This window comes from Lujinxingia sediminis (genome assembly GCF_004005565.1).
Classification (GTDB): domain Bacteria; phylum Myxococcota_A; class Bradymonadia; order Bradymonadales; family Bradymonadaceae; genus Lujinxingia; species Lujinxingia sediminis.
Window position 1 is genome coordinate 46,898 of the sequence record NZ_SADD01000001.1, and the last position, 24,782, is coordinate 71,679.

General features: G+C 63.3%; 15 protein-coding genes. 12 read left to right on the forward strand and 3 right to left on the reverse strand.

Going from position 1 to position 24,782, the window contains the following annotated elements; genetic code table 11:
- The first annotated feature begins 21 nt into the window (after nucleotides 1-21).
- On the forward strand, nucleotides 22-2,583 hold the full coding sequence (hrpB, locus tag EA187_RS00210; RefSeq protein WP_127778777.1) for an ATP-dependent helicase HrpB: 2,562 nt from the start codon (nucleotides 22-24) through the stop codon (nucleotides 2,581-2,583).
- Between the two features lie 3 nt (nucleotides 2,584-2,586).
- Here the strand turns inward: hrpB and EA187_RS00215 are convergent, their stop codons facing one another.
- From EA187_RS00215 to EA187_RS00225, 3 genes are all read right to left on the reverse strand, one after another.
- Nucleotides 2,587-2,949, reverse strand: a complete 363-nt coding sequence (locus EA187_RS00215) for a hypothetical protein (RefSeq protein WP_115603502.1) — start codon at nucleotides 2,947-2,949, stop codon at nucleotides 2,587-2,589.
- A 646-nt stretch (nucleotides 2,950-3,595) separates the two neighbouring features.
- A complete protein-coding gene (locus EA187_RS00220; RefSeq protein WP_115603501.1) occupies nucleotides 3,596-4,984 on the reverse strand; it encodes a DUF1552 domain-containing protein in 1,389 nt (462 codons plus the stop codon).
- Nucleotides 4,981-7,011, reverse strand: a complete 2,031-nt coding sequence (locus EA187_RS00225) for a DUF1592 domain-containing protein (RefSeq protein ID WP_164855857.1) — start codon at nucleotides 7,009-7,011, stop codon at nucleotides 4,981-4,983. The genes EA187_RS00220 and EA187_RS00225 overlap by 4 nt, the downstream gene beginning before the upstream one ends.
- A 171-nt stretch (nucleotides 7,012-7,182) precedes the next feature.
- Between EA187_RS00225 and EA187_RS00230 the strand changes: the two genes are divergently transcribed.
- From EA187_RS00230 to EA187_RS00280, 11 genes are all read left to right on the forward strand, one after another.
- Nucleotides 7,183-8,994, forward strand: a complete 1,812-nt coding sequence (locus EA187_RS00230; protein ID WP_127778779.1) for a GspE/PulE family protein — start codon at nucleotides 7,183-7,185, stop codon at nucleotides 8,992-8,994.
- Nucleotides 8,991-9,509 (forward strand): DUF1499 domain-containing protein, encoded by a 519-nt coding sequence (locus tag EA187_RS00235; RefSeq protein ID WP_115603498.1) that lies wholly within the window; start codon nucleotides 8,991-8,993, stop codon nucleotides 9,507-9,509. The genes EA187_RS00230 and EA187_RS00235 overlap by 4 nt, the downstream gene beginning before the upstream one ends.
- A 206-nt stretch (nucleotides 9,510-9,715) precedes the next feature.
- Nucleotides 9,716-10,144 (forward strand): hypothetical protein, encoded by a 429-nt coding sequence (locus EA187_RS00240; RefSeq protein ID WP_127778780.1) that lies wholly within the window; start codon nucleotides 9,716-9,718, stop codon nucleotides 10,142-10,144.
- 140 nt (nucleotides 10,145-10,284) lie between these two features.
- Complete coding sequence (locus EA187_RS00245; protein ID WP_127778781.1) at nucleotides 10,285-11,895, forward strand: ABC transporter substrate-binding protein; 1,611 nt, start codon at nucleotides 10,285-10,287, stop codon at nucleotides 11,893-11,895.
- Nucleotides 11,892-12,506 (forward strand): TlpA family protein disulfide reductase, encoded by a 615-nt coding sequence (locus EA187_RS00250; RefSeq protein ID WP_115603495.1) that lies wholly within the window; start codon nucleotides 11,892-11,894, stop codon nucleotides 12,504-12,506. Before EA187_RS00245 ends, EA187_RS00250 begins: the two co-directional genes overlap by 4 nt.
- Nucleotides 12,507-12,673: 167 nt before the next feature.
- Entirely contained in the window at nucleotides 12,674-14,617 is a 1,944-nt protein-coding gene (locus EA187_RS00255) for a CBS domain-containing protein (protein ID WP_127778782.1), read from the forward strand.
- 299 nt (nucleotides 14,618-14,916) lie between these two features.
- On the forward strand, nucleotides 14,917-18,483 hold the full coding sequence (dnaE, locus tag EA187_RS00260) for a DNA polymerase III subunit alpha (RefSeq protein WP_115603493.1): 3,567 nt from the start codon (nucleotides 14,917-14,919) through the stop codon (nucleotides 18,481-18,483).
- 471 nt (nucleotides 18,484-18,954) lie between these two features.
- A complete protein-coding gene (recA, locus tag EA187_RS00265; protein ID WP_115603492.1) occupies nucleotides 18,955-19,992 on the forward strand; it encodes a recombinase RecA in 1,038 nt (345 codons plus the stop codon).
- A 278-nt stretch (nucleotides 19,993-20,270) separates the two neighbouring features.
- Nucleotides 20,271-21,455: a type IV pilus twitching motility protein PilT gene (locus EA187_RS00270; RefSeq protein WP_115603491.1), complete on the forward strand. Its 1,185-nt coding sequence runs from the start codon at nucleotides 20,271-20,273 to the stop codon at nucleotides 21,453-21,455.
- Between the two features lie 112 nt (nucleotides 21,456-21,567).
- Entirely contained in the window at nucleotides 21,568-23,001 is a 1,434-nt protein-coding gene (locus tag EA187_RS00275; RefSeq protein WP_127778783.1) for a hypothetical protein, read from the forward strand.
- A gap of 77 nt (nucleotides 23,002-23,078) precedes the next feature.
- Nucleotides 23,079-24,764 (forward strand): hypothetical protein, encoded by a 1,686-nt coding sequence (locus EA187_RS00280; protein WP_127778784.1) that lies wholly within the window; start codon nucleotides 23,079-23,081, stop codon nucleotides 24,762-24,764.
- The last annotated feature ends 18 nt before the right edge of the window (nucleotides 24,765-24,782 follow it).

The following is a 24,782-nucleotide window of genomic DNA, read 5'->3' on the forward strand; positions in this document are numbered from 1 at the left end:
CCTGCGATTCGGTGGGCGACGATGAATCACCTCCCGATTGACGATGTCCTGGATAAGGTCGTGGACACGCTCCGCGAGCATTCGGGCGTGGTGATTGAGGCGCCGCCCGGCGCCGGCAAGAGCACGCGGGTGCCTCCGGCGTTGCTCGACGCCGGGCTGGCCGGTGGCCGCCAGATCGTGATGCTGGAGCCGCGTCGCGTGGCCGCCCGGGCCACCGCGCGCCGCATCGCCGAGGAGCGCGGCGTTCGCCTCGGCGCTGAGGTAGGCTACCAGGTGCGTTTTGACCGCCGTGCCGGCCCCGACACAAAGCTTCTCGTGATTACGGAGGGCATCCTCACCCGCTGGTTGCAGCGCGACCCGTTGCTCGACGAGGTCGGCGTGGTGATCCTCGATGAGTTTCACGAGCGCAGTGTGCACAGCGATCTGGCCATCGCTTTTTTGCGAGAAGTTCAGCAGGTGCGCGACGATCTCAAGGTCGTGGTGATGTCGGCGACCATCGACACCGCGCCTATCGCCGACTTCTCAGGCGTACCGGTGATCAAAAGTCAGGGGCGTACCTTCCCGGTGGAGGTCGATTACCTGGAGCAGCCTCCCGAAGAGCGCGTGGAGGTGGAGGCCGCGCGTGCCGCGCGCCGACATGTGGGCAGTGCGGCCGATGATGGCGGTGATATTCTGATATTCTTGCCCGGCCAGGCCGAGATTCATCGCTGCCTCTCGGCTCTGGAGCGCTGGGCCCCGGAGGAGGGCATGCGTTGCTTTCCGCTCTATTCGGCGCTTCCGAACCATGAACAGGACCGCGCTCTTGCGCCGGGCGGCCCCCGGCGCATCATCTGCGCGACGAACATCGCTGAAACCTCGCTGACGATTGAGGGGGTCACGCTGGTGATCGACTCGGGCAAGGTCCGCGTGATGCGCAGCTCACCGGCCAGCGGGTTGGATGAACTGGTGCTCGAGCATGTGAGCCTGGCGTCAGCGAACCAGCGCGCCGGGCGGGCAGGACGTGTGCGACCGGGGCGAGCGTTGCGGCTTTGGACGCGGGCGTTTGAGCATCGTATGGCCCCTTACGATGAGGCGGAGCTGCAGCGTGTCGAGCTTGCCACGGTGGTCCAGGAAGTGGTGGCCTGGAGCGGCGCAGACCCGCGTGATTTTGGCTGGTTTGAGCCACCACCCGAGGTTGCGCTGGAGCAGGCGGTCGAACTTCTTCGCCAGCTCGGCGCGCTGGAGTCCGCCGACTTCCGCACGACGGAGCTGGGCCGCCGGCTCCTTGATCTTCCGCTGCACCCGCGCCTGGGTCGGATGCTCATCGAGGGGGAGCGGCGCGGCACGACGGCGCGCGCCTGCGCGATGGCGGCTATCTTATCGGAGCGGGACTTCGTCACCGCCGTCGCAGCGGATGCGCCGGCTGCGGCGAGCGACGTGGTGTTGCGCGCGGATCTGTTGGACGATGCCGCCGGGGGCAGTGGCGCGGCCGCGCGGCGTGTCGGGGTGAGCGTGCATCAGGGCGGGGCGCGCCGGGTAGCCGAGGTTCGCGACCAACTTCGGAAATCGACGGGGGCGTCTTCGCACCGAGATACAGGCGACGAGGACGACGCGCTTCGCACCCTGCTCAGCGCTTATCCCGACCGCATCGCCTTTCGGCGTGAGGAGGGGCAGAAGCGTTTTGTGATGGTCGGCGGCGAAGCCCTTGCGCTGGCGCGTGAGAGCGTGGTGCGAGATGCCCCGGTGGTGGTCGCCGCTGCGATCGGCGGTCGCACCCGGGCGCGCGATGCCGTCGGCGGGGTGCAGAGTCGCGGGTTGATTCGCATGGCTTCTACCGTGGAGATGCGTTGGCTTGAAGACGCCTTTCCCGAGCGTTTTGAGGAGCGGGTGGTGGTCGACTTTGACCGCGAACGCCAGCGAGTGATGGCCGAGCGCCAGCGCCTCTTCGATGGCATTGCGCTTGAGCGCCAGGTGGTCTCGGTGGCCGAACACGCTGACCCTTCGGAGGTGACAGCCTGCCTGCTTGAGCACGCGCTGGACGATGTTGTTGGCGCCTTCGGCCTCAACACCGATGAGGCGCAGTTTCTACTTCGCTGGGAGTGTGCGCGTCGCTGGTTCCCCGAGGCCGATTTTCCGCGGCTGATGCTGGACGCGCGTCGCGGCGATCCAGACCAGGCGATCTGGCAGCAGGTCTGCTGGGGCAAGCGCACCTTTGGCCAGCTTTGCGGCCTGGCGCTCAGCACTCAGCTCGGCGCGTACCTCAACCGCGAGCAACGCCGCCTTCTGGATGAGGAACTCCCACCCCGGCTTGAGGTCCCCTCTGGAAGTCACATTCGTCTGGACTACAGCCTGGACGCCTCGCCGGTGCTCGCGGTGCGCATCCAGGAGGTCTTCGGCTGGCGAGACTCTCCGCGGGTGGCCCGCGGACAGGTCGCAGTGCTCCTGCATCTACTCGCGCCCAACTATCGCCCTCAGCAGGTTACCGACGACCTGGCCGGCTTCTGGGAGCGCACCTACCCCGAGGTGCGAAAAGAGTTGCGCGCGCGCTACGCCAAACACCCCTGGCCTGAAGACCCTTTGAGAGCGCGCGCCATCCGAAAATAGCGCTCACTCCTCGTCCACAACCTCAATGGGACCGTGGTTATCACAGTGGTCGCCGTGGGGGTGATGCAGATGCCCGTCGACCAGGTAGTCGATATGATCGCCGTGGGGCACCGGCTCATGCCCGCAGCCCGGTCCGTGCACATGGTCGGGAGGGTGTGCGCCGCAGCGGTGGTAGGGCGTGCAGCGGTTGGGGTTGATGTCGGTCACCTCAATACGGTGCTCCTCCACCATATCTCCGCCTTCCGGGTGATGGAGGTGACCATCGTGGAGGTAGTCGACGTGATCCTCATGTTCAATGGCGGTATGCCCGCATCCCGGGCCGTGCTTATGCCCATCATCGTGATGGTGTTCATGCAGATGCGTCATGCGTGCCTCCCCGGCAGCGATGAGACTCCTGATCGGGCGAACACCCTTAAATCTAGCCACCCGGACCATCTGCCCAAACCTTTGCTCGGGTGACCGTGGGTCGTCGCGAAGCCGACCGTGGGTCGCAGATTTCGGTGACCGTGGGTCGCAGATTTCGGTGACCGTGGGTCGCAGATTTCGGTGACCGTGGGTCCAGATTTCGGTGACCGTGGGTCGTTGCGAAGTCAACCGAGGGTCATCTATGACGGCAGATTTTCGGTGACCGTGGGTCGCAGATTTCGGTGACCGTGGGTCATTCAAAAGTCGACCGAGGGTCATGTGTGGCGGCAGATTTTCGGTGACCGTGGGTCGTCGCGCAGGTGACCGTGGGTCGCAGATTTCGGTGACCGTGGGGTCGTCGCGCAGGTGACCGTGGGTCGCAGATTTCGGTGACCGTGGGTCATTCAAAAGTCGACCGAGGGTCATGTGTGGCGGCAGATTTTCGGTGACCGTGGGTCGCAGATTTCGGTGACCGTGGGTCGTTGCGCAGGTGACCCTGGGTCATCCAAAAGTCGACCGTGGGTCATTTTTTTCCGGTGGTTTTCAGTGACCGCGGGTCATCCAAACGTCGACCGTGGGTCGTTTTGAACATGACCGTGGGTCGCTTTTACCCCAGGTTGAGCGGCTCGGTGCAATGGCGCTCATCCCCGAAGGTGCGGGTCTCCATTCCCATCGCTCCCAGGCAGGCGGTGTAAAGATCGTTGACGGCCCGAGAGCGTCCGTCGCTCACCCGATGATGGTAGCCGGTCCGCGCGGCAAAAGAGCCGCCGGCGACCAGGTAAAACATCTCATCGTGGTTGTGGGTGGAGGGGTTGGAGATCTCGGTGCCCGCCAAGAGCAGTGAGTTCCCGAGTACCGTCTCGCCATTGGCCTCCTCAAACTCCGGGGCGTCCAGGCGCTCTAAGAGCTCGGCGAGCATCGTCATCTGGAAGAGGGTGTAGGTGGAAAAGTCGTTGTCGGGCCGGGCGTTGTAGCGGTGTCCCAGCTCGTGGTGGGCGGCCTGGGTGCCCGCCAGAAAGAAGTCCTCGCCGCCGGCGCCCAGCGTAAAACTTACAAAACGCGTCAGGTCGCAGCGCAGCGCCGTGGCCAGAAGGTCGGCCTGCAGACGAAAGACCTCAGCGTACTCCGAGTAGCGCGTCTCCGCGTAGGAGGCAGGTTGGTCGGGTTGCAGGCATTGTGCACGCATCTCGTGGTCATGGCGCTGCGCGCGCCGCTCCAGCTGGCGAAGCTGGTCGAGGTGGTCCGAGATCTGCGCGCGGCTAAGCGGGTCAAGCCCGTAGCGATCGCTGATGACGCGGTGGTACTCGGGAAGCACCGTATCGAGGATGCTCTGCTGACGCGCACGTTCGGTATCGCCCGGGGCCGCGGCGGGATCGTGGCCGAAGAGACGATGAAAGGTGTCCAGCGGGTTTAAGAGCGGCGGGTTGGGCTGGTTGACCCCTCGCCAGGACTTTACGTGATAGGTGCGAGTTTTGGGGGCACCGCGCATCACACCCAACTCCAGCGAGGGCAGTGCGGTTTCGGGGCGAAGATGCGTTAGCGCAACCTGCTCGAGCGAGGGGCCACCGGCGGAGTTCGCATAGCGTTTGCCGTAGTGATCCACGTGATCGTGTTCTTGAAAAGGGTTGGACGCTCCTACAGCAAACGCGCCGCTGCCCCGGCTATGATCGTCGCCGGAGCCTTCCTTGCCTGCCGGATCGCTCAAGCCCGAGACGAGCGCCAGACGGTGGCGCACCCGCTCCAATGGCGAGAGCACGCCTGGGAGCGCTTCGAGCGGGCCGGGGTCTTGCGGAAGCCAGAGCTCGGGAGGGCAGCCGTTGGCAAAAAAGAAGGTGATCAGCCGACGCGGTGCCAGCGCCGATGCCTCACTCGCCCTCAGCAGACGGTGCCCGAGCAAAGCGTCGCCGCCGAGCGCCGCGATGAAGGGTAGCCCGATGGCCAGCGTGCCGGCACCGCGCAAAAACGCGCGTCGTGTCATCGTTCGGTGGGTACTCATGGCGTGCCTCCCGGGTAGCGATGCTGGCGTACATGGCGAAATGCCTCGCTCGATACGATCGCCACGGTGATGTCGGTGTAAGAGCGCCCCTGGCTTCGTGCCTCATCGATGATCGCGTTGAGTGTGCACCGGTCGACGTCGACCGTAGGTCGGCCCACCGCGTACTGGTACATCTGCTCGACCATGCAACGCTCAGCGTTTTCGCTCTCGGAGAGAAGTTCGCCCAGCTGGCGGGCGCCTTCAAAATGCAGGGTGTCGCGCTCGTAGGGGCTTTGCGTGATGGCGCCGCGCACATCGAGCGGGTGCCCGGTGTCATCGACGCTGCGGTGGCGCCCGGTGGCATCAAAGGCCTCCAGACCAAAGCCGATGGGATCGGCCGCGCGGTGGCAGAAGTTGCAGGAGGGATCATCGCTGTGGCGCTGCAACCTCTCGCGGGTGCTCAATCCTTCGGTATCCGGCGCGGCCTGCATCACGGCATTGGAGGCCGGTGAGGGTACGGACTGACATAGAAAACGCTCGCGCACGAAGATGCCGCGTTTAACCGGGGAGGTCGTGTCATTGCTGGTGCTCGCTGTGAGCAGCGCCCCCTGGGTGAGCAGGCCGCCGCGGGGGCTGTTCTCATCAAACGCCGTCGGCTCATCGGGGGCAGCCTCGGTCTCCATGCCGTAATAGCGGGCCAGGCGAGGGGTCAGGTAGCTAAAGCGCGCGTCGAAGATCGAGAGCCAGTCGGCCTGGTCGTCAAAGGCGATGGCCTGAGAGAAGTTCTCGATCTCCAGGCGCATATCTTCAATGAGATGCTCGGAGAAGTCCGGGAAGCGCTCCGGGCTGCGCTCGACGGTGGCCAGGGTGTCGAGGTGCAACCACTCAGCCAGGTAACTCTTAAAGGCGCGGCGCGCGCGCGCATCCTCGAGCATCGTGCGGGCCCACCGGGCGACGCCTTCGGCGTCGTCGAGCTCCCCGCCGGCGGCCGCGTTGAGCAGCTCACGGTCGGGCGCGGAGTGCCAGATGAAGTAGGAGAGGCGGCTGGCCATCTCAAAGCCGCTCAGCGCGCGCGTCTCATAGGAGGACTCGGCCTCGGCGTTGAGCTGAGAGGCCAGCGGGCCGAGCACCTCCACGTGGATCACCCGCGGGGCAACCGGAGCGCCGGGGGGACGATGCAGGGGGGATGCGGCAAGTTGCATCGAGGTCATACCGGCAGTGGTTGGCGCGAACTGCAGGCTTAAGCGTGTGGTGCGAAAGGGCGCGACGCGCTCGATGCTTCGGACCTCGCCCACGCTCAGGGTTGCGACGATGGGGTGGGGCGCATCATTGGCCAGCTGGACGCTCACGCGGTAGGTGCCGGGCCTTACGCTCAACGGGGCGGCGATGCCTTCTTCGGCAAGCGTGCCAACGAAGGCGTCCGGCTCTTTGAGCGCGGCGGCGTTCAACGTGTCAGGGGCACGGTCGCTCTCCAGCCGATAGAGAAATTGCGGGGCCTGCAACATCGCCTCGATCACGAGCCGGGCGCCAGCCTCCGGCGACGATTCCTGCGCGAGGAGTGCAGCGAAGCGCCGCGTTTCATCGCTGCTGAGCGGGCGGCGGAAGAGCTCCATGCCTGCCTCCTCGACCAGCATGCGGGCGCAGCGCTCGGCGGTCTCTTCGCAGAGGCTCAGGTTGCGTAACCACCGGTGGTCGTTCGAGAGCGCGGCGGTGGCCTCCCGGGCCAGGTGCGCGTACACCTCCACGTGACGACTTGAGACGGTCAGACCCCAGGCTGTGTTTTTAAAGCCGTCGACGTAGGACTCCCGGGGCAGGCTCTCGCGCCAGGCGCTCAAATCCACCCCCAGAATATCGTGGATGCTCCAGATGTACTCCTGATGGGTCAGGCGCCGGGCGTAGCCCGGTCCCGGATCCAGAGCGCCGGCCTCGCAGATCGCGGCTGTGTTCTGGTCGGCGGGGCGCTCCTGAAGTGGAGCGGGGCAGGCCATCAGCCCTGCCAGCGCGCCCCAGAGCGCAAGTGTAGCAACGGTTTGCAAGCGTAGGTTCAAAACAGGATCTTCGGTTTCGGGGGCCTTCAGGCCCTGATGGGAGGTGAACATCATGGATGCCGGGAGGATTTTTGCTCCCGGGCGCGCTTCATCTTAGGATGGCCGCCGGGCCGCTTCCAGCGCCCGATTCAAGGGCGCTTCTCAAGGGCCAGAACCCCAGGCAGAACCTCTATGGTTGGACCCACCTCCTTTGTCGATTATTCAGTGCGCCACCTCTCCCAGGCGTTGATGGCCCAGGGGCTTCTCAACCAGGAGCAGGCTCGCCGAGCCGTGGAGCAAGAGGCCGTGGTGCGCCACGGGCTGCTCAAGGCGAGGGCCGACCAGGCCGGTCGCCGGCGCGCAAGCTACAAGGTGACTCCGGCCGAGGTCATCGCTCAGCTGGAGTTTCGCCAGCCCTCCGGCGATCTGCTCGACGAGGACGCCATCATGGCCGCGCTGGCCCGCGACGCCGGGCTTCCCTTCGAGAAGCCCGACCCGCTGGAGCTGGACATGGAGCTCATCGCGCGCACGATGAGCCAGCCCTTTGCGCGCCGTCACAGCTGCGTGGCGCTGCGCCGCGAGGAGGGCCGCACCATCATCGCGCTCGATAACCCCTACGACCCTCAGCTGCTCCACGAGCTGCACACGCTCATCCCCGGTGAGCTCAGCATCGTGGTCAGCCCCAAGAGCGACATCCTGCGCATTGTGACCGAGGTCTACGGGCTGCGATCCTCGATCTCGGCCGCCCAGGAAGAACTCTCGCTGGGCATTGATATCGGTAACCTCGAGCAGCTCATTCGCCTTAAAGATGTGGGCGATATCGAGGCCACCGACCGCCCCATCGTCAACGCGGTGGAGTACCTGCTGCATTATGCCTTCGACCAGCGCGCCAGCGACATTCACCTGGAGCCCAAGCGCGATCGCACCGTGGTGCGCCTGCGCATCGACGGGGTGTTGCACGGGGTCTACGAGTTTCCGCGCGCCATTCACGCCGCACTGATCAGCCGCGTCAAAATGCTCGCGCGCATGGATATCGCCGAGAAACGCCGCCCCCAGGACGGTCGCATCAAGACCGAGCGCGCCGGGCGCGAGGTGGAGTTGCGAGTCTCGACCCTGCCGGTGGCCTTTGGCGAGAAGGCGGTCATCCGCGTCTTCGATCCGCAGGCGTTGATTCAGAACCTCGACCATATCGGTTTTTATAAAGATGACCTGACGCAATGGCGCAGCTTCATCAACCGCCCCCATGGTCTGATCCTTGTGACCGGCCCCACCGGCAGCGGTAAGACCACCACGCTCTACTCCACCCTGCGCGAGCTGGCCGGCCCCGACGTCAACATCACCACCGTCGAAGACCCCATTGAGATGGTCTACGAGGAGTTCAACCAGGTGCTGGTCCAGCGCCGCATCGACGTGGACTTTAGCACCGCATTGCGCACGATTCTGCGTCAGGATCCCGACATCATTATGGTCGGTGAGATCCGCGACGGGGAAACCGCCGCCATGGCCACCCAGGCCGCGCTCACAGGCCACCTGGTCTTCTCGACCTTGCATACCAACGACACCCCCTCGGCCATCAATCGGCTGATCGATATGGAGGTCGAGCCCTTTTTGATGGCCTCGACCATGGTCGGGGTGATGGCACAGCGCCTGCTGCGCACGATCTGCCCGCGCTGCAAAGTCCAGGGCACGCTGAACGCCGAGCAGGTGGAACTCTTGCAGATCAAGCTCCCACCCCGAAGCTCTCAGAGCCTGCCGATGTGGTATGGTGAGGGCTGTGTCAAATGTCGGGGCACCGGTTACTTCGGGCGCACCGCGATCTTTGAGCTCTTGCCGGTCGATGAGACTGTGCGTCAGCTGATCGCAAAGCGCGCCAGCGCCCCGGAGATTCGCAAAGCCGCGCGCGCCAACGGCATGATGTCGCTGCGGGAATGCGCCATCAAAAAACTCGCTCAAGGCCTCACGACCTTTGAAGAAGTGATGACGGTCGTATCGGATGTGACATGAAACGAAAGCTCTTTATCGCCGTCGGCTCTCTGGCCGGTGTTCTGGTGTGTTTGATGCTGGTCAGCGCCTGCATGTGGCCGATGATCAATGTGGTGGAGACCGGTCAAACACCGGAGTACCCGGAGGTTCAGCCGGGCTATTACTCGACCGAGCCCGAGCGGATTCTGCGCGAATCGGCCGCCAGCGTTCAAGCCCTGGAGCGCTGGACGCTCGTCGAGCAGGATGAGGCCCGGCGCCAGCTTGCCGCCGAGCGACGCACTCGCCTGGGGTTTGTCGATGATATCACCATCCGCGTCGAGCCGGTCACCGAGTTTGTCAGCCAGGTCAACGTGCGCAGCGCCTCAAGGGTGGGCAAGGGGGACTTCGGTCAGAACGCCCGCAACATCGAGGAGTTCTTCACCGAACTCGACCTGCGCCTGGGCTCCGTGAAGTTCGATCCCGGCGCCGATGGCGAGGCAGAAGATGCGGAGGCCGACAGCGAGCAATCGGGGGGAGGGGAGGGCGAAGCGCCCTGAGGTCTGCTGCCCTGAACGCAGCGCCGCAAGCGCCTGCCGAACCTGGTCAAAACGTACTCCGGATCCTGCGTGGCGTGGTGTGTTTACCGCGCTGTGCAAGCCGTAACGTTGCCCGCTGAGGGCTGTGGCACAACATTTGAAAGAAGGTGTGGGTGGGAGCGCCTCAGGGCGATGAAAGCTGGACGCGGTGAGACGAGGGCAGTGGCATGGGCAGACGACGGGCATCGGGAGCGGGGCGTCGCAACCTTCTTCAAACAGCTACGTTTGTGGCGATGATGGGCCTGGCTTCGCCGGCCTGGGCGTCGGGAGAGCTGGACGCGACCAGCGCTCTGGTAGTGCGCTACACCCTGATCGCCCTGGGGGTGGCAGTGCTCTTCGGCCTGGGGGCCAAACTGGCCCTGGAGTGCGCGCGCCTTGTTGGATGGATTCACCACGACCGCGTGATGCGTCTTCGCCGCGGGCTGCGCGTGAGCTTTGGCGCGAACTTCTTGCTGGCGGCCATCACTCCCTATCTCGCTTTGAATTTTGCGCTGGGCTCGGTGCTCACCTTCCTCTGTCTGGCGGCCTTGATGGTGGCCGCCTGGGCCTTTGGTGCCAGCCGTCAGCCGGAGGTGGAGCACGCCGGCGGAGTTTGACCCCCGGCATCGCCCTGCGTATCTTCGAAGCTCGCGCACCCCGCGCGGCGCGCCCTCAACCATGACAACGCGGGTTCTCTCAACCGGAGAGACCCGGCGAGTCCGGCGCCCGCCACCGTCCACGTTGCGAGTCTCCCTTCATGCGCATCTCCCCGTTTCGCTTTGTGCGGCGCGCGCTTTTCCCGGTCGTGCTGCTGGCCTTCTGCCTCAGCTTAAGCGCCTGTCCTTCATGTTCGCAGCAGGTCGATGAGGGCGACGCCTTCGTGGTGATCCTCGACGCTTCGCCCAAAGGCCTCGATCCGCGTTTTGCGACCAGCGACTCCAGCGCCAAAATTGTCGGGCTTCTGCATGCCGGACTCGTCTCTCTCGATACCGCCAACGGCGACCGGGAACTGCGCCTGGCCCACACCATCGAGCAGACCTCACCGGTGCGTTATGAGGTCGAGCTGCGCGATGATATCTACTTTCATGACGGCACCCCGGTGACCTCGGCCGACGTCGAATACACCTATATGGAACTCGACAGTGAGCTTGTGCGCTCCCCCTTTGCCGGTCTTACGCGCCGCATTGAGCGCTTTGAGGTGCTCGATGAGCGTCGCTTTGTCATTACGCTCAAAGCGCCGCACGCCCCCTTTATGAGCGATATGGCGCTGGGAATTGTGCCGCGTCACCAGTGCGCTGGTTTTGAAGAATGCCCCGGCGCGCCGCTGGGCGCAGGCCCCTTTGCCTATGTGTCACAGCAGGGGGATATGCGCGTGGAGCTGCGCGCCTTCGACGACTATTTTGAGGGGCGGCCCTCCATCGATCGCCTCGTCTTCAAAGTCGTGCGTGACGATAACGCTCGCCTGCTCGCGCTGCTCGGTAATACCGCCGATCTTGTGCAGAACGCTGTCGCTCCGCTGATGCTCCCGGTGGTCGAAGACTCCGATCGCCTGGAGACGATGAGCACGCCCTCGTTCAAATACACCTACCTGGCCTTCAACCTGGAGCATGAGATCTTAAAAGATCTGCGTGTCCGGGAGGCGATTGCACATGCGATTGATCGTGAGGCGATCATTAAACATAAATTTCGTGGTGCGGCGCGCCTCTCCACCGGCATGCTCGCTCCGGAGCATTGGGCCTACGAGTCGAACGTGAAACGCTTTGACTTCGATCCGGAGCGCGCCCGACAGATCCTCGATGAAGCCGGCTACGCGCCGGGGCCCGACGGGGTGCGTTTTGAGCTGGATTTTAAGATCTCCGCCAGTAAGTTTCGCCGCTCCATGGCCGAGCTTATTGCCCAGCAGCTCGGCGAGGTGGGGATTGCTGTGCGGGTGCGCTCCTATGAGTGGGGCACGTTTTTTCATGACGTGCGCAGCCGTAACTTCGCGATGACCACCCTGCAGTGGCCCTCGGTACTGGAGCCCAGCCTCTACCGCTGGATCTTTCACTCCGACAACATTCCCTCGCCAGACAATCGCGCCGCCGGCGCCAACCGCGGTGCCTACCGCAACGCCCGCATCGACGAGCTGCTCGAAGCCGGCGACCGGGAGACCGACCCTGATAAGCGCCGCGCCATCTACAGCGAGGTGCAGCAGATTCTCGCGCGCGAGCTCCCCTACGTCTCACTCTGGCACGAAGACAATATCGCCGTGCTGCGTAAGGGCACCGAGCGGTATTATACCACGCCCAACGCGCGTTTTGATGCGCTCAAGCAGGTGGTCCCCGCGCATAAAGCCAACATCCAGCCGACGCCAGAGGTGCAGCCATGAGTCAGCCCACCCCCGGTATGCCCCCGGGCAGCCTGGAGGACGCACCGAGCGTCGACACGACGCCTTCAGGCGCGCCGCCCGTCGACAAGAAAAACATGGCCCTCTCCACGTTGATTGGCCTTGTTGTCGGGGTGTTGCTGGTGGTCAACGCCTGGAACCTCTGGGGGCCCACCGCCGGGCTGCGCTCCGGCCAGCCCGCGCCAGATCTTGCGTTGCCGATGCTGGGTACCGGTGAGGTCGTGGACCTTCAGGATTACCGCGGTCAGGTGGTGCTCATCGACTTCTGGGCCACCTGGTGCCCGCCCTGCCGCGAGCAGATGCCGACGCTGCAGCGCCTGGCCGATGATCCGGAGTTTGAGGCGGCGGTGCTCTCGGTAAACACCGATGATCCCACCGCGGATCGCGAAGCTCTGGTGGAGACCTACCTCGACTACAATGGCTTGACGCTGCCCACACTCCTTGATGAAGGGCCGGTCCGGGCGCGCTTTAAGGTGCGGGCGGTACCCACCCTTGTGGTCGTGGACGCGCAGGGACGTGTGGTCACATCGAGCTCCGGGCTGCACTCGGAGGCTGATCTGCGGGCGTTCGCTGCAGAGGCCGCCGCGCAGTGATGCATGGCGCGCCGCGTCATCTTTTCTTCAGTTTGGGGGGCAAAACGCGCGATCTACCCCATATTTCGCGCCTTTGCGGGCGATATCGCCTTTATCCAGGGGAAGGTGTGGGTTAGTCTGATGGTTACCAGATCACAAACGCAGACCCCCCCGTGGAGTTCGTCGCAATGGGTGAACACGACGTCAAAGGCATGGTCGGTGGAGAGCAACTCCGCCACTTTATGCGCCGCTTGTTGGGCGATGTTCGAGCGCTGGAGAAGATGCTCGATGAGGGCATGATCGAGAGCGGCATTCGTCGCATCGGTGCCGAGCAGGAGCTCTTTTTGCTCGACAGCTCCTATCGCCCCGCACCGCTTGCGATGCGCGCGCTGGAGCGACTTAACGATAAGCGCTTCACCACCGAGCTCGCGCAGTTCAACCTGGAGTTCAACCTCGAGCCCCGCATCTTCGGCGACGACTGCCTGGGCAAGATGGAAGACGACATCGTCGAGCTCGTCGATAAGGTCCGCCAGGTGCTGGCCGAGGATAAGGGCCATGTGGCCCTGGCCGGCATTTTGCCCACCCTGCAGAAGAGCGACCTGGGGCTGGACTCGATGACGCCCAACCCCCGCTACCGCGTCCTCAATGATGCGTTGAGCCGGCTGCGCGGCGGCGACTACGAGTTCTACATCAAGGGCCAGGATGAGTTCATCGTCAAACACGACTCGGTGATGCTTGAGGCTTGCAACACGTCCTTCCAGGTGCATTTTCAGGTAGGGCCGGACGAGTTCGCCAAGCTCTACAACGTGGCGCAGGTCGTCGCCGCGCCGGTCACAGCGCTGGCGGCCAACAGCCCGCTGCTCTTCGGGAAGCGCCTCTGGCATGAGACGCGCATCGCGCTCCTGGAGCAGTCGATCGATACCCGGCCTACCCGCCACCATATGCGCGATCTCAACCCCCGGGTGACCTTTGGCACGAAGTGGATCGATGACTCGGTGCTGGAGATCTTCCGCGAAGATATCGCCCGCTTCCGCCTGCTCTTTGCCACCGAGCTTGACGAAGATCCTTTTGAGGCGCTGGCCGCAGGCCGCGTGCCAGGGCTCAAGGCGCTGTGCTTGCATAACGGGACGGTCTACCGCTGGAATCGCCCCTGCTACGGCATCAGCGAGGGGCGGCCGCACCTGCGCATCGAGAACCGTGTGCTCCCGGCCGGTCCCACCCCTGCCGACGAGGTGGCCAACGCGGCCTTCTGGTTCGGGATGATGGCCGGCGTCGTCGACGCCTACGGCGATATGCGCGAGAAGATGAACTTCGATGATGCGCGTCACAACTTCTTTGCGGCCGCACGCCACGGGCTTGACGCCCCGATGACCTGGCTCGACGGGAAGTCGGGCACCGTGCGCGAAGTCATCGAATCGACGCTTTTGCCACTCTCCCGCGAGGCGCTCACTCGCCATGGCATTCGCCAGCAGGACGTCGACCGCTACATGGGCATCATCGAAGAGCGCGTTAGCACGCGGCGCACCGGCGCAAGCTGGCTTTTGCAGTCCTACGGGGAGCTCGGAAGCAGTCTGACGGCCGGCGAAAAACTCAGCGCCCTGACCGCCGCCACCGTGCGCCGCCAGGAGGCCAACGAGCCCGTGCACACCTGGCCGCTGGCCTCGGTTAAGGAGCGCACCACCTGGCGCGACAACTACCTGAAAGTCTCCCAGTACATGACCACCGATCTGATCACGGTGAACGACGGGGAGCTCATCGATCTGGTGGCCAGCGTGATGGACTGGCAGCACCTGCGTCATGTGCCCGTTGAGGATAACGAGCATCGTCTGGTGGGACTTGTGACGCGTCGCACGATGATGCGACTTCTGGGCAGCGGCGCGCTGCGCGATGAGGAGCCAGTGCCGGTGAGCCAGATCATGGAGCGCGACGTGATCACGGTCACTCCCGATACGCTCACCCTGGATGCGATCCGCATCATGGGCGAAAAACGCATCTCCTGTCTGCCGGTGGTCGACGGGGAGAAGCTCGTGGGGATCATCACCGAGCGCGACTTTATGGACATCGCCCGCGATCTTCTTGCCGATAAGCTCCGCGGTGAGGAGCCGCCCGCGGAGGCGCAGGCTGCCGAGTAGCTGCGCGCGGTGTGAGAAGGTCGAGCGGAGCGCGATGTGGGCGCTCTTTGAGGCGGTCGAGCGGAGCTCGATCGCCTCTTTTTATTCAACCGTGCTGGACGATCGTCGCGTTCGTGCATGCAGACTCTAAGCCTCATGTCGATGCGACTTTCCATGCCTACGCGATCGTTTCTCGCCGGCTCTATGGAGAGTTCCTCCGGGTCCTTTACGCTCCTTAAGGCCGGGGAGTATCATCCGCGCCGTTGCCGAGAGGCACCGCATTCCGATGAGTTTTCCGTGATTTTTGCCAGGTTTTGCCGATGTCTGACTTCGTTCACCTGCACGTCCACACCCAGTACAGCCTCCTCGACGGGGCGATCCGCATCCCGAAGTTGATGAGCCGCGTTGCCGAGCAGGGCATGAGCGCGGTGGCCATGACCGATCATGGCAATATGTACGGGGCGGTGGACTTCCAGAAGGCGGCGAAGAAGGCCGGCGTCAAATCGATCATCGGCGTTGAGATGTACATGACATCTCACCCCTACGAAGAGTCCAAAGAGCCCAAGAGCTACCACCTGACGCTGCTGGCGCAGAACCTCACCGGCTACCAAAACCTGATGTACCTCAACTCGATGGGCTGGCTACATGGCCAGCACCCGCGCACCGGTCTGCCGCGCATCGACTTTGAGCTTTTGGCCGAGCGCAACGAGGGCATCATCTGCCTCTCCGGTGACCTGGGCGGGGAGGTCAACCAGCACATCCTTCGCGGCGATATGGACGCCGCCCGCGAGGCGGCCGCGCGCTACCGCGAGGTCTTTGGCAAGGAGCGCTATTACCTGGAAGTCATGGACAACGCGCTCCCCGAGCAGCGCAAATGCACCCAGGCGATGGTGGAGATCGGGCGCGAGCTCGATATTGAGCTCGTCGCAACCAACGACTGCCACTACCTCGATCGCGAAGATGCCCGCGCCCACGCTGTGCTCATGTGCATTCAGCTGGGCAAGACCGTCGACATCGATCGCATCATGGAGCATGGCGTCGATCAGCTCTATGTGCGCAGCGCCGAGGAGATGTACGAGGCCTTTGCCGACATCCCGCGGGCCTGTGAGAACACCGTTCGCATCGCCGAGATGTGCGACCTGGAGATCCCGCTGGGCGAGGTCTTCTTGCCGCAGTACGACGTGCCTCAGTCCTTTCGTGACGAGCATGAGGGGGCAGACAGCAAGACGATCATCCATGAGTATTTCCGCCATGTCGCTCGTCAGGGGCTTGGGGAGCGTTATGCGGAGTTCGACGCCCTGGGCGTGAGCTACGACCGCCAGGAGTACGACGAGCGCCTGGAGGTGGAGATCGGCATCATCTGCCAGATGGACTTCCCCGGGTACTTCCTGATCGTGTGGGACTTCATCGCCTGGTCGCACGAGCATGATATCCCGGTGGGTCCGGGACGTGGCTCCGGTGCCGGGAGTCTGGTGGCGTATGCGATGCGCATCACCGACATCGACCCGATGCCCTATGATCTTCTCTTTGAGCGTTTCCTCAACCCGGAGCGCGTCTCGATGCCGGACTTCGACATCGACTTCTGCATGAACCGCCGCGGGGAGGTCATCGACTATGTGACCGAGAAGTACGGCTACCATAACGTCGGTCAGATCGTGACCTACGGTCAGCTCAAGGCACGTGCGGCGATCAAGGATGTGGGGCGTGCGCTCAACTTCAGCTACGGGGAGACCGACCGCCTGGCCAAACTTGTGCCCGACGTGCTCGGGATCTCGTTGCAGGAGTCGCTCGACCAGGAAAAACGCCTGCGTGATATGTGCGAGGAAGATGAGCGGGTCGATACCCTCTTTGACATCGCGCTCTCTTTGGAGAACCTCAACCGCCAGGCGGGTATGCACGCCGCCGGGATCGTGATCTCCGAGACGCCGCTCTGGGATTTTGTTCCGATCTGCCGCGGTGCCAACGGCGAACTTGTCACCCAGTACGCCAAAAACGAGGTCGAAGAGGCCGGGCTGGTCAAGTTCGACTTCCTGGGGCTGAAGACGCTTACGGTGCTGCAGGACGCCATCAAGCTCATCAATCAGCAGCGTGAAGCCCGCGGCGAAGAGCGTTTTGATCTCAACGCGATCCCTCTCGATGATCCGGAGGTCTTCAGGCTGATCTCCGCCGGTAACACCACCGGCGTCTTCCAGCTGGAATCCTCGGGCTTCCAGGAGCTTCTGAAGAAGCTCAAGCCCAACTGCTTTGAAGACATCATCGCCGCAGTGGCGCTCTACCGCCCGGGGCCGCTGGGAAGCGGCATGGTCGATGACTTCATCGACCGCAAGCACGGCCGCAAGCAGGTCGAGTACCCGCATGCCTGGCTCGAAGATGTGCTCAAGCCCACCTACGGGGTCATGGTCTACCAGGAGCAGGTCATGAAGACCGCCCAGGTCATGGCCGGCTACTCGCTGGGGGGCGCCGACCTGCTGCGCCGTGCCATGGGCAAGAAGAAGCCCGAGGTCATGGCCCAGCAAAAAGAGATCTTCGTGGCCGGCGCGCTCGAGAAGGAGGTCGACGAGCAAAAAGCCTCGGACATCTTCGACTTGATGGCCTACTTCGCCGGCTACGGTTTTAATAAGTCGCACTCGGCGGCCTACGGTCTGATCACCTACCAGACGGCGTATTTGAAGACGCACTTCCAGGTGGAGTTTATGGCGGCGCTGATGACCAGCGACCGCGACAACACCGACAAGATCGTGCGTTTTATCAACGAGGCCAAAGGCTTAGGCATTGAGGTTATGCCGCCCGACGTCAACGAGTCGCTGCTCGACTTCAGCGTCGTCGATCAGAAGATCCGCTTCGGGCTTGCGGCCATTAAGGGGGTGGGCGCGGGCGTGATCGAGGTGATTCTCGACGAGCGCGCGGCCAACGGTCCCTTTGAGAATCTTTATGACTTCTGCAGCCGCGTCGATCTCAAGAAGATCAACAAACGCACCATTGAGGCGCTGGTCAAATGCGGGGCGTTTGACTCGATCGGCCCGGCGATCACCGAGCAGTATATCGGCGAGATCTGCGCGACGCGTGCCTCGATTTTCGCCGCGATCGACACCGCCGTGGAGCGCGGCCAGAAGGCCCAGCATGATAAGGCCGTGGGTCAGTCCAGCCTCTTTGGCATGATGGCCCAGGATGTGCGCGAGGAGGTGCTCGACGACAGCTACCCGGAGTGTCTCGCCTGGAACGATCGCGAGCTTCTGGAGAACGAAAAGACGCTGCTGGGTTTCTACGTCACCGGCCACCCCCTGGATCGTTTTGAGAGCGAGTTCGGTCTTTACGGCGCCTCGACCACCCATGAGCTGATGACGAACGGTTCGCTTCGCAACCGCGCCAATGTGGCGGTGGCCGGTGTGGTCAGCGCGATGCGCGAGGTGCCGCTGAAAAGTGGTGACGGGCGCATGGGCTTTATCACCATCGAAGATAAGACCGGGGAGATTGAGGCTATCGCCTTCAGCTCGGCCTACGCTGAGGCCGAGGAGGTGATCAAGAGCGGCGAACCGCTCCTGATCAAAGGCCAGATCCAGGAGGAGGGCGATCCGGAGAACCGCACCCGGCGGATTCGTCTGGAGTCGGCGTCGACGCTGGAGTCGGAGCGCGAGTCGAAGGTGCGCCAGGTGATTGTCGAGATCGGCGTTGCGCAGGTCACCAACGGACAGCTCAAAGAGCTGCAGAAGGTACTCGCTGCAAACTCCGGCCATTGCCGTACCACGCTGGTCTTTAAAAAACAGACCGCCCAGGGCGTGGGAGAGGCGCAGGTGGTGCTGCCGGTTGATTTTGCGACCCGACCCACCGACGGGTTGCTGATGGCGATCGAGCGTCTTTTCGGACGCAAATCGGTGCGATTGAGTTAATACGTCGTGAGCTAGCGTTGGCATCGTGTTTGCTGCATCGAGGGCAGCGCGGACCGGGGTGCCAAAGCATCGTCTGCGTTTTGCGTCGTGCTCGCGATCGCGCATCCATTGGCATCAAGGTCTGCGCCGGGCGGAGTACGTCGACACCGAAGGCCAGTGGTGTGAATTCCGCGCGTTGCCGGCGCGAAGCGCCCCTGTGTGAGCGCGCCTGAAGAGGCGTGCTCATTTTTTTTGAAATTTTCGGAAAGATCTGCGTCCGGCAAACGATAATAAACGTGCGGCCGAGAAGATGTTTGAGGGTATTTATGATCGTATCGCGAGCCGTTAAGACCTGTTGACGGGGACCGTCAGGGTGGCTATACACGTGTTTAGTGCTCGGGTGTGCAGTGGTTCCCGACCTCGCAAACAGACCGATTCAGACTTCGCTCGCCAGCCATGGAGGTTGGGGGGCCACTCTTTGGAGATTGCGATATGTCGAACGATAAGAGCAACAAAGACAAGGCGTTGGACCTGACGGTCAAGGCGATCGAGAAGCAGTTTGGCAAGGGATCGATCATGCGCCTGGGCACCGACGACTCGTTGGTGCGCGTGGAGAATCCGATCCCCACCGGCTCGATCTCGCTGGATATTGCGCTGGGCGTGGGAGGTTACCCGCGCGGCCGCGTCGTGGAGATCTACGGTCCGGAGTCCTCGGGTAAGACGACGTTGACCCTGCACGCTCTGGCGGCGGCGCAGCGCGCCGGTGGTGTGGCGGCGTTTATCGATGCGGAGCACGCCCTCGATGTCAAATACGCCCAGGCGCTGGGGGTGAACATCGAAGAGCTCCTGGTGAGCCAGCCCGACACCGGGGAGCAGGCCCTGGAGATCGTGGACATGCTGGTGCGCTCCAACGCGATTGACCTGCTGGTCGTCGACTCGGTGGCCGCGCTCACCCCGCGCGCTGAGATTGAGGGCGAGATGGGGGATTCGCACATGGGCCTCCAGGCGCGCTTGATGAGTCAGGCGCTGCGCAAGCTCACCGGTACGATCGCCAAGTCGCGCACCTGCGTGATCTTCATTAACCAGATCCGTATGAAGATCGGCGTGATGTTCGGAAACCCCGAGACCACCACCGGGGGGAACGCGCTTAAATTCTACTCGTCGGTGCGTATGGACATTCGCCGCATCGGCGCCATCAAAGATGGCACCGACCTGACCGGTAACCGTACCCGCGTGAAGGTTGTCAAAAACAAGGTGGCTCCGCCCTTTAAAGAGGCTGAGTTCGATATCATGTACGGCCAGGGCATCAGCCGTCAGGGCGACCTGGTGGATCTGGGCTCGGAGATCGGGGTGATCGATAAGGCCGGTTCCTGGTACAGCTACGGCGATGATCGTCTGGGGCAGGGCCGCGAGAATGCCAAGCAGTTTTTGGTCGACAATCCCGAGATTGAGGCCGAGATCGAGGCCAAGATCCGTGAGCACTACGGGATGGCAGCGCCGAAGGTCGCTGAAGAGAGCGCCGAGGCGTAAGCGCTCTGCAGGACCTTGCGATAACGATCGGCGCTGAGCGCGTCGGTTATGAGCGGCCTTCCCGATGGGGGAAGGCCGCTTTTTTTTTCAGCTCGGAGGGGCGGAGTGCTTGCCAGATGGCGTGTTGAGTTTACCCGGCTGGCATGCCACAATCGGCCCAGTTTCCCCGCACTTTACAGCGTCGGCCGTGCGATGCGGCCTGAGCCAGCGCGCCGGGCGCCAGTGAGCTTCTTCGGGGGAGTTCTCACAGCGTCGGGCGAAGCACCAGGACTAGGGCGATGAGCAGCAATCAGGACCTCAACAAGATCTTGCAGATCGCCGTTAAAGGCGGGGCCAGCGACATTCATATCAAGGCGGGATTGCCGCCGATCTTTCGGATCGACGGGGCGCTGTTGCCGCTGCGCGAAGCGCGGCGCTTGAGTCCCGAAGAGATCGGGAAGATGGCCTCGGATATCATGGCGCGTTTTCAGCGCGAGCAGTTCCAGGAGACGCTCGACATCGACCTCTCCTACGGGGTGCCCGGGGTGGGACGTTTTCGCGTCAATGTGTTTCAGCAGCGCGGCTCGATCGGGATGGTCTTCCGGGTGATTCCCTTTAAGGTCGCCTCGATCGACGAGCTTCTGCTTCCCGACGCGGTGCGCACCCTGGCCGAGGAGCGCCGCGGGCTGATCCTGGTGACCGGGGCCACCGGCAGCGGTAAGTCCACCACGCTTGCCTCGATGGTGGACTACATCAACCAGACGCGCACCTCGCATATCATCACCATCGAAGATCCCATCGAGTTCTTGATTCGCGATAAGCGCAGCATCATCAATCAGCGCGAGATCGGAAACGACACCAACACCTTTGCCCGCGCGCTCAAGGCGGCGCTTCGTCAGGATCCGGACGTGATCATGATGGGGGAGATGCGGGATCTGGAGACGATTGAGATCGCCATGACCGCCGCCGAGACCGGTCACCTGGTGATGTCGACTCTGCATACGGTGGACGCCGCCGAGGCGGTGACCCGTATCGTAACGGCGTTTCCGCCGCATATGCGTGACCAGGCGCGTTATCAATTTGCCAACCTCTTCCGCGGCGTGATCTCGCAGCGCCTGGTGCCCCGCGCCGACGGCAAGGGGCGAGTGCCGGCGGTCGAGGTGATGCTCTCGACGGCGCGTCTGCGGGAGATGATCCTGGAGGAGGCCACCGCGCGCTCGCTCACCGAGCAGATCGCCAAAGGTTTTGATAACTACGGGATGCAGAGCTTCGACCAGTCGTTGATGTGGCTTCTGCAGAACGGCTACATCACCTACGAAGAGGCGTTGATCCAATCGAGTAACCCCGATGACTTCGCGCTGCGTGTCAGCGGCATCGGATCGACCAGTGGCGACGGTCAGTGGCAGGGCTTTGAGGGCCGTGAGAAGGCCAGCCCGGTCGAGGATGATTTCGATCTGGATGAGTTTGAGATCGATCGATTTTAAGAGCAGCGCCCGAAACCGAGAGTTCGGTGCCAGGGTGCGATGATGTTGAATCCAACAGGGCGTCTCGTTGATGGCGAGTGCGCGTGAGGAACTACGGTGACGGGGTCGAGACGTGAAGATTGAGCAGCGCAAGAGGGCTTCCTGGCAGATGCTCGCGGCGATCATGGCATGGGCGGCGGTGATGTTGATGGCCAGTGTGGCCACCGCCCAGGGGCAACGCGACGATGATGAGGCTACCCGTGTGACCCTGATCGAGGTTCCCGGCGGGGGCACCGCGCGCCTGATCATGGAACTTCGCGATATCAGCGGGCTCGATGTGCGCGATGCCGATTGGTTTGCCAACCAGGTGCGTGGCCGCGCATTTCGCATCGACGGGATCACCGAGCGCTCCTCGGACATGATGTGGGTGATGCGCGGTGGTAGCATCGCGGTGGTCGTTAACCTGGTGGAGTACGACGCCCAGGAGTACCGGGTGCAGTTTATTACCGCCGAGAGCGGCACCCCGGAGCATCAGTTTCCCATCGATCGCAGCGAAGAAGGTCTTAACCGCACCGGCGCGCGCATGATCCGCACGGAGCTGGAGCGTTTTCTGGGTATCGGCGGTGCGCCGGTGGCGCAACAGGCCCCGAAGGAAGCGCCGCAGCCCGCGGAGTCGACGGCACCGCCGGCCCCATCTCAGCCGACCCAGAGCGCCCCGGCGCAGAACACCGAGAGCGCCCCGGCGCAGGCGGCGGTTGCGCCTGTCGAGGACGATCTCGATCCGAGCGATCCCGAGGCGATGCGTCGGCGGGCGGCGGCCGAAGAGCAAGCGCTGCTCGACGCGCTCTCCCGCAACTGGCTGTGGGTTCGCGGCTACGGCCGGATGTTCCGCAAAGACTTCATGGTCGCCGGTCAGAGCGCCATCTTCAGCTACAAGTCGGCCAGCTTCCCGGGCTTTGAGCTCGATGTGGAGGCCTTCCCCTTCGGTCGTACCAACCCGGAGATGGTCGCGGCCGGTTTCTACGTCAACTACAGCCACGGCTTCGACGGGCTTAATATCCTTACCGAAGATGAGACCGGTGTGAGCGAGCAGGCTGTCAGCCTGCAGTCGATGGTCCTTGAGGGCGGCGCGATCTATCGCCTGGATTCGCCGCTGGACAACTCCAACCGCCAGCTTCGCTTTAAGCTGGGCGCGCGCTACGACAGCTTCAGCGCCACCGAAAACCCCATCCTGCCCTCGACCAGCGTCATCTCACTGGTCATCGGCACTCGCCTGGTGCTGCCGGTGATCGTTGAGGAGTTCGCCGTGACCGCCGGGGTGGATGTGGCGCCGGTGTCTGTGTTCAGCAAGGGGGCGGAGGTTTTCGGAACAGACTCCTTTAGCTACGGGTTTGGTACAGAGCTTGGGTTTGTCTACGAGTTTATGGACAACCTGTTTATGTCGGCGTCATATGGATTTCGCATCACCCGCAGCGACTTCACCGGTGAGGGGGAGAGCGAGTTTGCGGAGTCGGATGCGTTCGATATGAACCAGGGCCTGAAGGTAGGCGTGGTCTACCAGTATTGAGGTCGCACCCCCGGTTGTGTGCGCCTGGCCATCCTCGGTGAGGCGCCCGACCTTTCTTGCAGGTAAGAGGCAGTTCGGTGAGCGATAGCAACTTCTCCGCGATTCGTGCGCGGCTAAAATTTCCGTCGATAGCGTCCTTCAAAGAGGGCTACGGCCGCTACATCTCTGCGGGCGGGATGTTCGTGCCGATGTCGCCCCAGAAGCTCAAGCCGGTGGGCACGACGGTGCGTTTTCAGTTCCTGCTGGCCGACGGCACCTCCGCTCTGCTGGGTGAAGGTGTGGTGCGTCAGATCCGCGGGATGGATGGCGGAGAGTCGGGGCCGGTGGGCATGTTGGTGAAGTTCACCAAGCTCAGCCCGGAGTCCAAGGCTCTTGTCGATGAGGTGGTGCGCTTAAAAACGGAGGGCTCCGGCGCGCATGCGGTCGACGATGGCAGGCCGGTGACTTCGGAGGAGCCTGCGGAGACGCTGGCCTCCCAGGATGAGCAGCATACCGCCGAGGCGGAGATCCCCGACGATCTCTTCGGTGCATCTGATGAGGCGCCGGAGAGCGCGGCGGCCTCCGGCGATGAGATTTTCGGGAGCGCGTCCGAGCCTGAGATTCCGATGCCCGGTGGGCTCGATGATCCCTCCGAGGCGGTGGCCGCGGCGCTGGCCCAGGGCTCGGAGCCGCAGTGGGGCGAAGCGCCGGGGCAGCCCGGAGTTCCACTCGCGTCGCCGGAAACGGCGTCGGATGAGGAGGAGTTGGACTCGCTCGACGATCTTTTCGGTGCGCCGGACGACGCGAGTGATGACGCTATCTTTGCGTCTGCCAGCGAGGCGCAGGAGCCGCTGGCCGAGTTGACGCCCGAGCCCGATGTGGTGCCGGCTCCCCCGGTCGATGAGGATCGCACGCTCAAGCGTACCGAAGGAGGCCTCAAGGTGATGGCCTTCGACGGCGATGAGTTGGCCGAAGAGGCCGCGCGCGAGTTTGAGATGTTTGCCGCAGCCGGTGATGATGATGAGATCGACGAGATGTTCGATAACATCTTCGGAGGCGGCGGCGATGATGTCTTCGGCGGCGGGGAGGACGACGTCTTCGGCGGTGGCGGCTCCGCTATGGCGAGTGACGTTGAGGTGCCTGAGTTGCCGGCCGCTCCTGAACCTCCCGCCTTTGTACCGGATGATGTGGCGAGTGTGAGCGACGACGCCGTGATGGCGGATGAGGACGATGATATCTTTGAGCTCGACAGTCCCGTGGATGCGTCGGACTCCGAGGAGCTTTTGCTCGACGAGGTATCCGACTCCGAGGAGCTTGAGCTTGAGGACGCCTCCGACTCCGAAGAGCTTGAGCTTGAGGACGCCTCCGACTCCGAAGAGCTGTTGCTCGATGAGATCTCCGAATCCGGGGAGTTTGAGGCGGAGCAGGAGGCCTCGGATGACGGGCCTAACGAGGAGATTCTTTCGTTGCTCTCGATGGACGAGGAGTCGGAAGCAGAAAGCGAGCTCAATCTGAGCCTGGGCGCCGGGTTGGCCGAAAGCTCGGTGTCAAGCAGTGAGGATGATGAGCCGGATAGCTTTGAGGCGCTGCTGGCCAGCGCCAAGCGCGAGATCGAGAGCAAGAAGGAGCCCGAAGAGGAGAAGAAGGGCGATATCCTCGATGCGCTTCTGGGCGATGATGATCTTCCGCCGGCCCCTGCTGCTGCGCCGACGTTCGCGGTGCCGCAGCCTGGCGAGAAAAAGAAGAAGGGCGGGTTTATGTCCAAGCTCTTTGGTAAGGATTGAGGGCAAGGGCGGGTGTGC